21 protein-coding genes are annotated in these 13,244 nt (G+C 43.5%); 8 read left to right on the forward strand and 13 right to left on the reverse strand.

Features of this window, described 5'->3' with window-relative positions; translation table 11 throughout:
* Nucleotides 1–9: 9 nt before the first annotated feature.
* The 13 genes from HRU23_19085 to HRU23_19145 all read right to left on the reverse strand — a co-directional run bounded on the left by HRU23_19085 (nt 10) and on the right by HRU23_19145 (nt 6,819).
* On the reverse strand, nt 10–1,548 hold the full coding sequence (locus HRU23_19085; GenBank protein NRA56252.1) for a hypothetical protein: 1,539 nt from the start codon (nt 1,546–1,548) through the stop codon (nt 10–12).
* Nucleotides 1,549–1,628: 80 nt separating this feature from the next.
* A complete protein-coding gene (locus tag HRU23_19090; protein ID NRA56253.1) occupies nt 1,629–2,198 on the reverse strand; it encodes a DUF3486 family protein in 570 nt (189 codons plus the stop codon).
* An 11-nt stretch (nt 2,199–2,209) separates the two neighbouring features.
* Complete coding sequence (locus tag HRU23_19095; protein ID NRA56254.1) at nt 2,210–2,506, reverse strand: ArsR family transcriptional regulator; 297 nt, start codon at nt 2,504–2,506, stop codon at nt 2,210–2,212.
* Between the two features lie 13 nt (nt 2,507–2,519).
* Nucleotides 2,520–2,708, reverse strand: a complete 189-nt coding sequence (locus HRU23_19100) for a hypothetical protein (protein NRA56255.1) — start codon at nt 2,706–2,708, stop codon at nt 2,520–2,522.
* Nucleotides 2,705–3,007 carry a DUF2730 family protein gene (locus HRU23_19105; GenBank protein ID NRA56256.1) on the reverse strand — a complete coding sequence of 101 codons (303 nt, stop codon included), beginning with the start codon at nt 3,005–3,007 and terminating at the stop codon, nt 2,705–2,707. Before HRU23_19105 ends, HRU23_19100 begins: the two co-directional genes overlap by 4 nt.
* A complete protein-coding gene (locus HRU23_19110; protein NRA56257.1) occupies nt 3,007–3,228 on the reverse strand; it encodes a TraR/DksA family transcriptional regulator in 222 nt (73 codons plus the stop codon). The genes HRU23_19105 and HRU23_19110 overlap by 1 nt, the downstream gene beginning before the upstream one ends.
* On the reverse strand, nt 3,225–3,770 hold the full coding sequence (locus tag HRU23_19115) for a hypothetical protein (GenBank protein NRA56258.1): 546 nt from the start codon (nt 3,768–3,770) through the stop codon (nt 3,225–3,227). The genes HRU23_19110 and HRU23_19115 overlap by 4 nt, the downstream gene beginning before the upstream one ends.
* Complete coding sequence (locus HRU23_19120) at nt 3,767–4,342, reverse strand: peptidoglycan-binding protein (protein NRA56259.1); 576 nt, start codon at nt 4,340–4,342, stop codon at nt 3,767–3,769. Before HRU23_19120 ends, HRU23_19115 begins: the two co-directional genes overlap by 4 nt.
* An 83-nt stretch (nt 4,343–4,425) precedes the next feature.
* On the reverse strand, nt 4,426–4,944 hold the full coding sequence (locus tag HRU23_19125) for a hypothetical protein (GenBank protein NRA56260.1): 519 nt from the start codon (nt 4,942–4,944) through the stop codon (nt 4,426–4,428).
* Nucleotides 4,945–4,952: 8 nt separating this feature from the next.
* Entirely contained in the window at nt 4,953–5,147 is a 195-nt protein-coding gene (locus HRU23_19130; GenBank protein NRA56261.1) for a hypothetical protein, read from the reverse strand.
* 130 nt (nt 5,148–5,277) lie between these two features.
* On the reverse strand, nt 5,278–5,643 hold the full coding sequence (locus HRU23_19135) for a hypothetical protein (protein ID NRA56262.1): 366 nt from the start codon (nt 5,641–5,643) through the stop codon (nt 5,278–5,280).
* Between the two features lie 9 nt (nt 5,644–5,652).
* Complete coding sequence (locus HRU23_19140; protein NRA56263.1) at nt 5,653–6,360, reverse strand: hypothetical protein; 708 nt, start codon at nt 6,358–6,360, stop codon at nt 5,653–5,655.
* Nucleotides 6,361–6,393: 33 nt separating this feature from the next.
* Complete coding sequence (locus HRU23_19145) at nt 6,394–6,819, reverse strand: helix-turn-helix transcriptional regulator (protein NRA56264.1); 426 nt, start codon at nt 6,817–6,819, stop codon at nt 6,394–6,396.
* Nucleotides 6,820–6,933: 114 nt separating this feature from the next.
* Between HRU23_19145 and HRU23_19150 the strand changes: the two genes are divergently transcribed.
* The 8 genes from HRU23_19150 (at nt 6,934) to HRU23_19185 (ending at nt 13,139) form a co-directional block, all read left to right on the forward strand.
* Nucleotides 6,934–7,206, forward strand: a complete 273-nt coding sequence (locus HRU23_19150) for a helix-turn-helix domain-containing protein (protein ID NRA56265.1) — start codon at nt 6,934–6,936, stop codon at nt 7,204–7,206.
* A 64-nt stretch (nt 7,207–7,270) separates the two neighbouring features.
* On the forward strand, nt 7,271–7,681 hold the full coding sequence (locus tag HRU23_19155) for a hypothetical protein (GenBank protein ID NRA56266.1): 411 nt from the start codon (nt 7,271–7,273) through the stop codon (nt 7,679–7,681).
* Nucleotides 7,674–8,174: a hypothetical protein gene (locus HRU23_19160; protein NRA56267.1), complete on the forward strand. Its 501-nt coding sequence runs from the start codon at nt 7,674–7,676 to the stop codon at nt 8,172–8,174. Before HRU23_19155 ends, HRU23_19160 begins: the two co-directional genes overlap by 8 nt.
* Complete coding sequence (locus tag HRU23_19165; GenBank protein ID NRA56268.1) at nt 8,167–8,484, forward strand: Rrf2 family transcriptional regulator; 318 nt, start codon at nt 8,167–8,169, stop codon at nt 8,482–8,484. The genes HRU23_19160 and HRU23_19165 overlap by 8 nt, the downstream gene beginning before the upstream one ends.
* A 9-nt stretch (nt 8,485–8,493) precedes the next feature.
* Nucleotides 8,494–9,459: a hypothetical protein gene (locus HRU23_19170; GenBank protein NRA56269.1), complete on the forward strand. Its 966-nt coding sequence runs from the start codon at nt 8,494–8,496 to the stop codon at nt 9,457–9,459.
* A gap of 2 nt (nt 9,460–9,461) precedes the next feature.
* Nucleotides 9,462–11,405, forward strand: coding sequence for a DDE-type integrase/transposase/recombinase (locus tag HRU23_19175; GenBank protein ID NRA56270.1), 1,944 nt, complete (start codon nt 9,462–9,464; stop codon nt 11,403–11,405).
* A 10-nt stretch (nt 11,406–11,415) separates the two neighbouring features.
* Nucleotides 11,416–12,873: an AAA family ATPase gene (locus tag HRU23_19180; GenBank protein NRA56271.1), complete on the forward strand. Its 1,458-nt coding sequence runs from the start codon at nt 11,416–11,418 to the stop codon at nt 12,871–12,873.
* A 2-nt stretch (nt 12,874–12,875) separates the two neighbouring features.
* On the forward strand, nt 12,876–13,139 hold the full coding sequence (locus HRU23_19185; protein ID NRA56272.1) for a hypothetical protein: 264 nt from the start codon (nt 12,876–12,878) through the stop codon (nt 13,137–13,139).
* Nucleotides 13,140–13,244: the final 105 nt, after the last annotated feature.

A 13,244-nucleotide genomic window follows, 5' to 3' on the forward strand; every position in this document is an offset into this window, starting at 1 on the left:
ATAAGATCCTTAAAAGCCGCCATTGGGGCTGTCATTAAAATCGTTGTCATCATCGTCTTCTTCTTCAGAACCATCCCAACGACTGCCTTTGTCGGGGGCCGCTTCATATTCAATCGCGCTACCTTCCATCCAGCTGGCACGAACTGCCATAGCCAAGCCAACCGCAAAGTCACCGTGGCGCTGTTGGCCTGTAGTACTGCTTTTATCACTGCCTTTATCAATTTTTGGGACGCCGTTTATGACTTTCACTTTTGCTAAATCGTCGAGCACATCCTGATGGCGTGGCAATTCGAGGTTTTGATCTTCAAACTCGGCCTTCATCTTTGGCATCCACTCGCGATACCAAGATTCACTTAGCATCACTTGCTCAACCATTTCGGTGCCATAGCGGAACATCGCCGCTTCAGCTAAGTAACCGCCGTTACCTGTCGCATCGAACGCCAGACCCCGAAGCCGTGGCAACCGGTCACAGATATAAAACATAACCTCGCGCTGGGCGTCATAGGTCAGCTTGGCCAAGTCAACCACGAACGGTACACGCTTGGATAAATCAGGTTTAATCGTGAGCGGACAGAACACCGATAAATCACCTTTACGGGCAAAATCTTCGCCAAAGGCGTGCTGATGATCGGGGTTGAGTTTGTCCAGGAACGGCTTTAATTCATCACACCATTCTCTAACCTGGATATTGCGATGCGCCTCTGACCAGGTTTCAAAATCTTTGGGTGCAGTAATGCGGATGATAGGTATGGATTTGTCATTAACCATCGCCTGCTCAATCAGAACCCGCTTAATGTAAGTACCGCCTCCTTGCTTGGGCACGCAGTAATATTCTTCCAGGGCGTCGTCTTCGGTAGCCGTGTCTTTGAGTAATCCGGCTTTCCACTCATCTTCTTTGTCTTGGGACCATAGTTCGCCGTTGATTTGGCAAATACGTTTATACAAGCCCTGATTACAGGCATCATCAAGCGTGATGGTGTGGATTGAATAGCGTTTCCGCCCAGCACGACTATCGTTGATTAGTTGGTTAAACAGGTTGCTCACATCGTTGTGGGTACTGATTAATCGAACCTTTGCACCCCACATTGTCAATGCCAGTCCAGCTTTGAGTACTTCCGCTAACCGGTCATGGAATGCGGCTTCATCAATGGTGACGTTACCTTGCATGCCACGCAGGTTCGACGGATTGGAACTCAGCGCCTGTACCTTGTAGCCAGAAGCAAAGTAAATCACAAAAGTCAGGATCTCTTTGTCGCCATCGCCAATGAATACATCTTCTTGAATTTGACCCGCCGCTTTATTAAATGCCTTGGCCCACATCGCCACCGCATCAATAAACTCACGCGCCATTTCCTTGGTTGAACCAACATAGAAGTGGTGTCTTCCGCCAGCTGATTTTGTTGCACTGGCCGTTAAGGTTGCATCGGCGGCTTCAGCCCAGGTAATGCCGGTACGACGTGATTTTTCCGCTATCTTTAACGGTGACTCATCGGCTATCCACGCTTTTTGATACGGCAACAATATTTCGTTTTCATCGTATTGATGCAGCTGCTCAGAAACAGCCTCAGCGGTGGGTGTTTTGCGAGAGCCCTCAGCGTTACGAAAGCCTTCCGCGTTGATAGAAGTCATCAGGCAATACCCAATATTTCACGCTTGATCATCGCGACACCATCACTGGTTAATCCCGCTTGCTTAGCCACTTCTTCAGCCGCATCTGCCGCTTGTTCGGCAAAGGCTAGTCTGATTTCTTTCTCGCGCTTGTGTGACGTAGTGGCCGCTTTTTCCAGCTTTTCAATCCCCGTGGCCAAGTCTTTAATAAACTTAGGTTCAACGGTTTCACCCGATTGTGACTTCTTTAACACCTGTTCAAACGCCAGTGTTCGCACCATTTCAATCAAAATTTGACTGACATCGCCACTGGGTTTATTACCCAATTTAGCCACCCATTGCTCAGACACCGCACGCGCCTCGGCGATGCGCTGGCCAGCGGTAGCCATCTGTGTTGAATAGCGGTTGATGCCAGGCTTAGATATTTGGTCACCTTCACACAAGCCAGCATCGAGGATTAAAGTATTAACGTGATCAACAATCGCCGCTTGAGTCATCTTGCCATCACGCAACAGCTCATCGAGCTTGGCTTTAATTGCATCAGGCAGTAGCTTGATTTTAGATGGCTTACCTCGGGTTTTACGTTCCATCGATAAACCCTCTAATCAGATGCTCTTGGGCGTTTAATACCAAGAACAGTCGTTAAGCCCTCAACCACGTCTTGACCGCGAGCGGTTAATTCAGCAATAAGGTAAGCCCCTTTGTTTTCAATACGCACCAGGCTTTGTTCGGCTAGCCACGTCAAATGTGTTTTAACCAAGTCGTTACTCATATCAACGCCAAACTCAGCGCAGCCATCACGCACCATCGAGTTATTAGCGCCAAAGCCCGTCATTGCATGAAGCGAGCGCAATATTGATAGCCGTTCATGTTCATTTTTAATTTGTTGTAATGCCATTATTATTCTCAGTTCAAATCATCAATAAAAATTTACATAGCCAAAGACCAGCAGCCATTAGCCCCAAACCTGCAACCAAATCTAATTTACAAAAAGGCCAATTGCGGTAGGACCACGGCGTAATAACCATCCCAGCGAGTATTAAAACGATTGCAATTAATCCCAGGGCAAAACAGCCGGTGCCGTAAACAAATGGATTCATGTTTTTTTCCCACTCAGTTCGTTTTCTAATAACAGATTGCTCAGATGCTCAAAACGCTTTATCAGTTGTGACACACCTTTTAATTCGCCACTGAGTCCAATCATCTGCAACTCCAGTTTATGCAGCCGTTCGCTGTCTGGCATGGCTTGAACAGCCTGTTCCAGCTTTTCAACCTGTACCGCCAACTTGTCATGCTCATCTTTCCTGGCGAACTGCTTTGACAACGCCCAGACAACCACCACAAACAAGACATTACCTATCGCAAATAACCACTTCCAATACTGCTCAAACCATTCCATTAACGGCTCCTTATTTCATTGAGACTCTGGCAATCAATGCAACGAACGACGTCAGGCAATGCCGCTATACGCGCTTTAGGTACTTCACCATCACAATCTAAGCAATAACGAATTCCTCCGATGTTGTTGGGCTTTTCTTTAGATTTAGCCAATTGACGATTTATCGCGTCCTGGCGTTGTAATAGCTCTAGTTCTTTTGCCGCATCGACTGTATCGGTCATTTTTGATTCCTTGCGATAATCTGATTTTTATCCTGGCTAGACTTCGAGGAGCCAAACCAAAAGTTAAGAATTTGCGGAATAGCAGCGGTTAATACACCAACCACAGTGCCAAGCATGCCAAAAAGCAGTGGATTAATTTGTTTATCGGGATCGAAGTTAACGGCGTAATAAGCAAGCAACCCTGTAATGATGAAATAACCCAACACAAACAAAGCTGACAGCACCATTTGCGGCGCACTGTTGACGTTAAATAATTGACGGGCACTGGTGCGATCTTTGTATTCAAGTTCAGATTCAGCTATATCAAGTTCTTTAAGCTGTACCTGCAAATCGGCATCACATTTTCTAATCGCAATTAACTGCTCAGGTATTGCGTTTTTGATTTCTTTGGCCAATTGCTTTGGCTCTGTGGTATCGGTTCCAAGTGCCAGCTGTACCGCCGATATGGCTAACGCAGCATAGGGACCACCAATTATTTTTCCTGCCAGTGGCGCAATGGCCGAGAGCGTATTGCCTAAATCAAAATCACTGAACCAGCTCATGCGCTGTCACCGACAAGAACCCTCGCAGACCAATCACTAAGATTGTAGCGAACAGCGACTTGATGAAGGTGCATCTGTAACTTGGTAATGCGGTTCATCCAACCCAGTAAGAACCGATTTTGAGAAGGGTCATTCACCACAATACGGGCATAACGACGACAGCGACGTGCTAAGAATAAAGCGAGTAAATCACTGTGGTTTGAATCAAGAATACGACCAATGGTTTTATTGCCGATAATGCCATCGGGTTTGGCACCGGCAGCGCGTTGCAGTATTTCAACCGCACCACGAACGCCATGATTAACGGCTGCATCAAACAGTGCTATGGCGATAATCGACGGCAGCTGCTCAGCATGACAGGCACGCCAAAAATCACGATGATAAATCATTTTGGCCTTGGCCAGCGTTAGGGTATTGAAATCAAGATTAGGGTAAGAGCGACGGCTCAGGCCATACAGCGTTTCACCGCCACGGTCTGTTGCATCGTTTGAGTAACCACCTTCGGCTAACATTATCCAATTAAAGGCAACATCAAAAGCACTGTGGTATTTATTAAAGTTTTTTATATTCATGCGACCAGTGTGGCAGCATGAATAAGGGGGGTGTATTAACGCGGGTTAGTAAAGTCTATAAACATAGGTCTGTAATTGTGTACTCATTGGTTTGGTATTGATGATGGCCAGTCAACAAAATTAGCAGTGTTTGCTTTAAACCAATTTATTTTAAGTAGCTGATCATCAGCGCAGCCAAGGTTACGACTGGCATCATTACGAGCAATCTCTAATAAAATTTTCTTTACTGGGGGTTCGCCTATTTCGATAGATGTAATTTTTTTACCAATAGCAACCAATTGTTCATCAGTTAACGCTTCGCCATAACCTAGCAATTCATGATTAAGCATTAAATATTCACGGCGCAATCCATTATGAATATCACCCTTACCACGAGTATCTACAATCAAGTCTAAGCATTGCAAAATAGCAACAATGCCAGCAAGAATTACTCCATATTCCGTATTACCAACAATAGCAGCGACAGCAGAGGTTGAGAATATTAATGATAATACTCCAGTTACACGGTGATAAGTTTCAAAAAACTGCTGCCGACGCATGTGGTAATGCACGCCCAATGAAATATCAAATTGACAATCAAAAACACTTTTTTGAGGATTCATAATGTTCCTTACTTGTTATCGTTGCCCGAACCACCATTATCAGGCTGTTTGGGTCTTGCGAAGTGGGACGAAATTGTATTTGATTCAAGGGCAGAATCATTTGTATAAATACTTTTCCCCCTCTCAGTTGTAACTCTTGAATCTTCATTTATGTCACGACGACTCTCGTTTCCGACTTTCTTATCTGATTTATATTTACTCATTATAGTTCCTTATTTAAAATATCAAAGTTTTTAACATATTACGAGCTAGTACTTTGCCGGCCCGCTATTTGTTTCGATGTGTGCCAAAATGCGACAGTTCTTAGGTGTGATTTGCCTATTATATTGATTATTATTTCTTAAATCTATTGTACAGTATGTATACGCTCATCAATGTAAAACCTGAAGTCATCAGCCAAGGCATTGATTGGTATATCCCAGTTAACGTCAAGGCAGCAGACGGAACAAAAAAACAGATAAATGATTTTTTCGTTCTTGTATTTTCCTCACGAATTTTAATTTTCATTAATTGCTCAGCAATAGCTGCACCACAGTTAGTGTGAGGGCAAATGATTGCTATCTTACTAACTGCTTTAAAACATGAGGGACATTTCACTTGGTTTGGATTGTTGGGATCGAATTCTGGCTCATTGAAATTATTAATTATGTCGCCCGAAGCCTGTTGGTTATTATTTCCATCAATATTTTGATCTCGCATTACTACTCCTTAGTCGTCTCCATACATTGCATCACATTTACGGCCTAGGTATGCAACCCACTGGTTGAATGCGGCAACAGGTATATCTTTTCGCGAAGTGTAACCTGTGATCATTTTACGTTCTGTCTTAGTAAAGGTATTGTCCCACTCAAGCTGTTCAAGGTAATCTTTTTCATATTTGAAGCATTGGGGTTTAGTGTGCATTGAGCTAGTAGTTTTGGCTTTTCGTACTTTCCCACCAATGGTGTTATCCAACTTTACCGTTAGAAAACCGATAATATCAGGTGCTAAATTTTCGTCAAAAGTAAATATTTGCTTCCAATTTTTAGGCAATAAACCAAACTCTTTAGCAAGGATTTCGTTAAAAGCAGCCCAATTGTATTTAGAACCTAAACGTTTAAATTGTTCATCTTTAATTTCTTTAATCAACGATTCTATACGTGTTCGTAAGGCTGGGTTAGCACCGATGCTATTGGGCGGTAACGGCAGTTCAATTTTAATTGCTCGTGGGCTATTCACCGTAACATTACTGGAAATTTGGGTATTGTTATTACCTTGAATTGTCTGAGAAACTCCACCGTCATTACTAATTTGTTGGTTGCCGTCACCAACAATTGATTGAGTTTTAAATAATTGAACCACGTTGTTACGAGGCTTAGCCTTACTCAGGGCTTCTTTTATCTTATCTTTAGTCTTCTGCTCAAAATCCATTGGCATTGGTACTACTCCTGCTACTTAATTATCCAATACTTAAAATCCAGCAACTTTTAACATCGGTATGATGTTTTCTTTCGTCGGTATTTCTTTTTTTAATAAAGCTTCCATTAGCAAAGCCTCTATGACGATACCTTTGCTAGCAGCAGGTAATTCCAAGTTCTGCTCATTGAGTAGGTCTTCTAGTACATGAACTATTACCGATAATTTACCTTCAAAATCAAAATATGGGCGCTCGTTTTGTAATGCTTTGGTTGTCTCTTTAGCATTAAGCGAACGAATCCCAGTTACGACAAATTGAACATCGAAGCCAAGCTTTGCCAATAGGGCCAGTTTACTTGAAGGGATAGGGTTTCCTTGTTCCCATCTATAGTAAGTAGCTTTATTAACGCCCACTTCATCAAATACTTTTTTCTGTGAAATCTCTAATCGGTTTCTTTCAACCAGCAAAAAAGATTGCATATTTGCACCATTTATATTGACAGTCGCATATTTGCAACCTATATTGAACTTACTTCAACAAGCTTACGAATCGCACATTCGTAAACAGACCTTACTTAACTGGGAGATTAAAGCATGAAAAGTACTGAAATTAAAGAAGCTTTACACCTACGAGGCTTAACCTACTCAATAGTAGCCGAAGCGAGCGATACTAAAGAGTCTCATATCAGCGCGATTATTAACCGCCACAATAAATCAAAACGTGTTGCGGGTATCATAGCCAAAGCAATCGAATTGCCGTTAGAGCAAGTGTTTCCCGAGTATTTTGATTTTCCAAATCGGATCAAGGAACAGCGAAACCAACGCCAAAAAGTTGTTGAGAATTTGCGTCAACGACTGGCATCTTAATTACTGCACAAGGCGCGAATAATAGCACTCGCAGTTTTTCTTCAAAATTTAGGGAAATATTTTTATGTTGAACAACACGGCTATCGATATGTCGAGAATTAATGCAGAACTTACACCAGTTCAGCATTTGCATAATGGTGACATCTTCAACCCACAATCCCCAAGCCACCACCTGTTGGCGTTCGTTAGAGGAAATATGGCAAAGGCGGCAGAACAGCGCTCTGACAGCGCCAATATTGATTGGCAAGTTGCTTGCACTTTTGATTGGCAAGTCGATTGGCAATTCAGTTATGCCCAACCAGCGGTAGAACGATTCATTAGTTATATAAGATTGCAATGCCATGATGGTTTTCTCCTTGAGTATCGGTTGCTTGTGTTTGCTAAAGGTAGCCTAAGCGACAACGGACCAGCATGGATAGAAGCAGAGGATCTATTTGTTTGGAAACGATCATCTAAGGTGGTTTCCAATGGTTAAACGAAATTGGAAACGAGAAGTGCCGCATTCGATAAATCATGCATTACAACTGTGTAAAGAGCATGGATCGGTACAAAAGAATTTATCTGTCGAACGCATTGGTGACCGTATGGCCACCTCTGTAGACACCCTCTATAAATGGCTTGGTAGTGGCAAAATGCCTGTTAATCAGCTGATTAACTACGAAAGCTTAACCACTTGTAATACTCGCACTGGACGTCCGTTTGTTACTGAATATTTAGCGCACTCGCAGGGGTATCTTCTGATAAAAATGCCCAATGGCAAGAACGCCGAACATAAAGACATTTTAGAGCTAAACATTTGCATGCAGCAGTTTGTGACTCAATTGCTAGAGTTTCAACACGGTACCGTAGCGGCAGACAAGGTGTTAGATTCGGTTAAAACACTAATGCAAGACTTAGCATTTCAACACAAAAACATAGAGCAGCATCAGCAGCCACAACTCGATTTAGAAGGAGCAAAACATGAGTAACGAATCACAATACCTTTCTGACCAAGTGCAGCGCACCTTAAATGTGATGTTTGTTATGGCTGGCCATGAAGCCCAAGGTATTAGCCCAAGCGAATTGGCTAAGTTAGTTGGTACATCACCAGCCAACATCACCCGTGTATTGGCCAACTTAAAACATGCACAGTTTGTCGAACTGTTACCCAGCAACAATAGCCGATGGCGGCTGGCCCCCAAGTTTGTGCAAATAGCTAACACTGTCACTATCAATATCAAACAAGCCATGCAGCAGCTGGACATCGACCAACGCAATTACAGCCTGCTAAGCCACTAGGAATTCTCCATGAATAACGACCACACAAAAGTCATAGATCTGTCTGCAGAACAGCAAACTGCTGTTGTTGATACAAAAAGAGCGATAGCTAATTCCGAATTAGCAAACAACTTACTAGGCAGAATCGAAGCCTTTGAGTTTATTAGTAAATTGACGACTGTCGGCAGCGTGAAATTATTATCTGAATTAAAAGAAAGCAAGAAATACATAGGGTTAACCTACTTTGACGACAATGGTAACTGCCGAAGCGTCGGCACTTGGGATGATTTTTGCAAACATAAGCTTCATTCATCTAAAAGCAGCATTGATGAACGAATTATTAACCTTAAACACCTAGGTGAAGATTTTCTTGATGCATCTCAAAGTATTGGTTTAGGAGTTAAAGATTTACGCAATCTTCGCAAACTCCCTCAAGAAGATCAGACCCTCATCATCGAAAGTGAAGCCATTGATGCTGGTGACAAAGAAGCTGTTAGAGAGCTAATCGAAGACCTAAGCGCCAAACATGTCAAAGAAAAAGAGGCATTAACGGTCCAACTTAGTGATAGCAAGGCCATCGCCAATGCCCGTCAGAACCTGATTACCAAAGCGAATGAGCAAGTAGCCGAAACCACCGAAGAACTCGAAAAGTTGCGTGAAAGCCAGCAATACCAGCCCACTGATTGGTTAAAGCAGATTCAAGAAATCAACTTCTTGAGCACTAAGCTCGCAGGTGAAGCCATTCAAGCAATTAACCAGTTAGAAGATTTAACTCAACGAATTCTTACCGAAGAGTTAGATCCTGCCCACAGTGAGCAAGCGCTAGAGCATTTAGCCGCCGTGCATGTTTACAGTGCTGATCAATTATTTGTAGCCGCTTCACGATTGACGATGGACGCTAGAAATACATTTGAGGGATACGTTAACAAAGCGCGACCAATGTATAGCGAAAAAGAAATTCTGCTGCTTGAAACACAAATCATAGCGAGAGATTAATTATGAACATTTCGTCAGATTCAGATATTGCTATGGTAGCTGCTTATCGAGAGCTGGCTGTGCAGTTGAAAGAATATAAAGAAGAATATCACTCTGAATTCATCTCTGTTTTTATGAAGAAACATCATGTTAGTAAAACTGACGTTGAAAGAAATATTACTGCGTCATCGTGGCGCGAATTTCATACCGAGGATGCTTATCGCCAATTGGCCTGTGACCTAAATGCTGCCTTAGCAAAAGAGCAAGGAAAGATACGCCAAACGTTTGAAAATCTGCACGGAGTGTCTTCACATACGGTTTATCGCAACCTAAAAAAAGTGGGTTGGAAAAGTGGCCGCAAGAAACGTAAAGATGCTGGTACTAGCGCTGTTTCTGAAAAAGTACTTTGTGAGCTGGAAGCAATGACACGTCAGACGTTCCGTGCGACGGGCAAGCAGACAATGCCTACCACCGTTGCAGCATCAGTGCTGGCGACTAATGGTCGAGAAATAAGCGTGTCTAACTCTCGTTTAAACCAACTACGTAGAGAGCGCAAGACAACCAGCGTGCACCAAGGCACAGCAAGCCCGCATCAACGCCTGCGTTCGTTACATCCGAACCATGTTCATCAAGTGGATCCGTCTTATTGTTTGCTTTATTACGCACCGAACGGTGACCAAGTGGTACAAAAATTTATTGATGAGTCGGAGATGTATGCCAACAAGCCAGAGAACCTGGAGAAGATTAAAAACCTTAAATGCTGGCGTTATGTGTTAACCGACCATTACAGCGGCAGCATTATGGTGCGCTATTACCAAAGCGCCGGTGAAACCAGTGCCAACCTATGGGACTTCTTGCTGTATTGCTGGAAAAACCTTGATAGTCGCCCATTCCGTGGTGTGCCTGACATCATGGTGTGGGATAAAGGCTCTGCTAATACCAGTAGTGCGATTAAGAATGCACTGGCTGCCTTGCAAGTTGAGGCCATTGCTCACATGGCCAAAAACCCACGGGCTAAAGGTCAGGTAGAAAGCAGCAACAACATTGTGGAGTGTCACTTTGAAAGCCGCTTGAAGTTTGAGCCAGTAAACAGTGTTGACGAACTAAATGCCGCTGTTGAGGCATGGTATAACGCATGGAACGCGAACTTAATCCCTAGGCAAGATACACGCCTTAATCGCCTTGGCATGCCTAAACCAATTGCACGCTATGACTTATGGCAAACCATTCTGCGCATGCCACACAAGCTGCGTGAGCTGCCACCGATGGAGGTGTGCCGTTACTTGCTGACATCAAAACCTAAGTCATGTCAAATCGACGGCCATTTGGAAGTATCGTTCAAACATCCTGCAGCTAGGTCTAGTTCCCAATATACCTTGCGTGAATGTGCTGGAGTATCAGTCGGTGACAAAGTGATGGTATCGCCACTGTATTACGGCAATTGCCAAGTAATGGTAACGATTGTTGACCACCTTGGACAAGAGATGCAACACGTCCTTGAGCCGCGTGACTATAACGATGCTGGCTTTGCGGTTGATGCGCCTGTATGGGGCGAAGACATTCAATCAATGCCTGACACGGTTGTTGAAACACGCAACAAAGCCGCTGACTTAGTTGCTTATCCAGATATGACCCTGGAAGAAATCAAGAAAGCTAAGGCTAAACAAGTGACGCCATTCAATGGCGAACTCAACGCCCACAGCCACCTTAAAGACATCAAGCAACCGACATTCATGCGAAAAACAGGCGTTAGCATTGACCTGACTGGTCAATTCCAACCAGAAGAACGTAAACCGCTTGGTCGTATTGCACTAAAACGTTTAGTCGTTAATGCATTAGGACGCGGCCTGGAACCCCATGAAAGCGAGATGTTGTCGCAGCACACCAACGCTTTTGACGAAGATGTCCCTAATTTAGTTGAGCAGTTATTACAGGGAACATTGCCCCAGTTACAACTTGTGAAATAAGGAAATGATGATGGATTTTAAAACGATAGATGAGGTACTTGTACACCACGATGTCACTCGAATGCAGCTGCTACGCCAAATGAACAATGATGGTATGAGCGTTGGTAAATGGTCTTTAAAAGGTCTTGCTGAACAAAACAAATGCCCAACCAAAGCAACACCAACACTACTTAAAAAATCACTTATGGCGGTGATTGGTGATGACTCACCACAAATGAAAAAGATATGTGACCAAATAATTAAAGGAGGTACCAATGAAATGAGAATTAAACAAGCGGTATTTGGGGTTATCGAAGTATTAGATAAATACCAAGTGACACAAACCATGATGCAAAACGCGCTAAAAGAACAAGGCACTGCCTTATCCGCCACTGCAATTAGCCAAATATTGCGTCATGGCATCTGGCCAAAGTCTGTAGCACCTGAGCTGATTGTTGAACGTACTAATCAGTGGGCTGCACAGTTTGCAAAGCCAAATGAGATTAAAAAGATGTGGCTTGAACGTTCTGCGCCAGTCAATAAACAAGCAGGGAAAACATCTCAGCCGCAAGTTGTAACGACTAAGCCAATTATTATTTTTGAACAACCGGAGCCACAGATGTTGAACCAAAAAACGATGCGTCACTTTAATTTAACGCGTCATCCCTTTGAAAATGAAATTCGTGCTGAAGCCGATTTATTCATGAGCGCACCGCAGGTGCTATTACGAGAAGCTATGGTGCAAGCCAGCTTGGGCGGTAGTATTTTAGCGATAACTGGTGAATGTGGTGCAGGAAAAACCGAAGTTCGCAAAGGTTACCTTGAATACATTCGCCGCAACCATCCTGAAATTCAGGTGTGTGAGCCGATGGTTATCAACAAGAAACGCCTAACCACTGAAATGATTTTTGATGCTCTGGCCGAAGAGTTACAGATAGCCAACATGCCATCAAGCTTAGAGCGCCGCGCTCGTAAGGTTGAAGGTGTGCTTCGTCGCAGTGTAAAAGCTGGTAATCGTCATGTGCTAATCATTGAGGAAGCGCACGATTTGACCAACGACGTTGTTAAGTACTTAAAGCGAATTTGGGAGCTCAGCGATGGCTTTAACCGCTTAATCAGCATCATCCTGATTGGCCAACCGGAGCTAGAGATAAAGCTGGCACCATCAAACTACGAAGTTCGTGAGTTCTCACGCCGTTGTAACGTCATGAAAGTGTACCCACTGGGCAACAGCATTACCGAGTATATCGCTCATAAGTTCCAACGCTGCAACGTTAACTACCTCAACGTTATTGAGCCTGCAGCAATAGCAGCTCTTCAGCAACGGATGCAAGCCAAAATCAGCTATGGCATGGCATCTAAAGCCAATGAACATCAGGACATGAGCTATCCGCTAATCGTCAATAATTGGTTGGTTATAGCGATGAACCTTGCCGCTGAACTTGGCGAAAGCAAAGTCAGCAGTGAAATCATCGCGGAGATTAAATAGCCATGGCTAGAAACAAAGCGAATGAGCATCTCATTAATAACCTATCTAAAGCGCTGCATTGTGCAACCGCCTTAGATAAACAGGGCTTAACCATTAATAGCGTGGAATTGGAGGGTCGCAAGCCGCGCATCATTATTGAAAACAACAAGCGATTACAGCAAGTGAAAAGCATTTCTGTTGGCGTGTTAAACACCGCGGGAAAACGTTTTGAGAAATTATCAACCGAAGTTAAAGGCACTGATGTTCAGTGGCTAAAAACTGTTTAAGGCTTAATTTAAGGAATATGAAGATGAGTTGCGTAATAACATGAAGAAGATCACCCAATAACATTCATCGAGATCGCTTTTTTTATGTTCTGTAGAACCTCGTTA

The organism is Gammaproteobacteria bacterium (genome assembly GCA_013214945.1).
Lineage (GTDB): Bacteria > Pseudomonadota > Gammaproteobacteria > Enterobacterales > Psychrobiaceae > Psychrobium.

Bases quoted from the DNA above. Each gene is read 5' to 3' on its own strand.
- HRU23_19140 (NRA56263.1), bottom strand. From the start codon at position 6,360: ATGCCAATGGATTTTGAGCAGAAGACTAAAGATAAGATAAAAGAAGCC.
- HRU23_19135 (NRA56262.1), bottom strand. From the start codon at position 5,643: ATGCGAGATCAAAATATTGATGGAAATAATAACCAACAGGCTTCGGGC.
- HRU23_19095 (NRA56254.1), bottom strand. From the start codon at position 2,506: ATGGCATTACAACAAATTAAAAATGAACATGAACGGCTATCAATATTG.
- HRU23_19110 (NRA56257.1), bottom strand. From the start codon at position 3,228: ATGACCGATACAGTCGATGCGGCAAAAGAACTAGAGCTATTACAACGC.
- HRU23_19105 (NRA56256.1), bottom strand. From the start codon at position 3,007: ATGGAATGGTTTGAGCAGTATTGGAAGTGGTTATTTGCGATAGGTAAT.
- HRU23_19115 (NRA56258.1), bottom strand. From the start codon at position 3,770: ATGAGCTGGTTCAGTGATTTTGATTTAGGCAATACGCTCTCGGCCATT.
- HRU23_19090 (NRA56253.1), bottom strand. From the start codon at position 2,198: ATGGAACGTAAAACCCGAGGTAAGCCATCTAAAATCAAGCTACTGCCT.
- HRU23_19150 (NRA56265.1), top strand. From the start codon at position 6,934: ATGAAAAGTACTGAAATTAAAGAAGCTTTACACCTACGAGGCTTAACC.
- HRU23_19160 (NRA56267.1), top strand. From the start codon at position 7,674: ATGGTTAAACGAAATTGGAAACGAGAAGTGCCGCATTCGATAAATCAT.
- HRU23_19100 (NRA56255.1), bottom strand. From the start codon at position 2,708: ATGAATCCATTTGTTTACGGCACCGGCTGTTTTGCCCTGGGATTAATT.
- HRU23_19120 (NRA56259.1), bottom strand. From the start codon at position 4,342: ATGAATATAAAAAACTTTAATAAATACCACAGTGCTTTTGATGTTGCC.
- HRU23_19130 (NRA56261.1), bottom strand. From the start codon at position 5,147: ATGAGTAAATATAAATCAGATAAGAAAGTCGGAAACGAGAGTCGTCGT.
- HRU23_19125 (NRA56260.1), bottom strand. From the start codon at position 4,944: ATGAATCCTCAAAAAAGTGTTTTTGATTGTCAATTTGATATTTCATTG.
- HRU23_19185 (NRA56272.1), top strand. From the start codon at position 12,876: ATGGCTAGAAACAAAGCGAATGAGCATCTCATTAATAACCTATCTAAA.
- HRU23_19165 (NRA56268.1), top strand. From the start codon at position 8,167: ATGAGTAACGAATCACAATACCTTTCTGACCAAGTGCAGCGCACCTTA.
- HRU23_19145 (NRA56264.1), bottom strand. From the start codon at position 6,819: ATGCAATCTTTTTTGCTGGTTGAAAGAAACCGATTAGAGATTTCACAG.
- HRU23_19175 (NRA56270.1), top strand. From the start codon at position 9,462: ATGAACATTTCGTCAGATTCAGATATTGCTATGGTAGCTGCTTATCGA.
- HRU23_19155 (NRA56266.1), top strand. From the start codon at position 7,271: ATGTTGAACAACACGGCTATCGATATGTCGAGAATTAATGCAGAACTT.
- HRU23_19170 (NRA56269.1), top strand. From the start codon at position 8,494: ATGAATAACGACCACACAAAAGTCATAGATCTGTCTGCAGAACAGCAA.
- HRU23_19180 (NRA56271.1), top strand. From the start codon at position 11,416: ATGGATTTTAAAACGATAGATGAGGTACTTGTACACCACGATGTCACT.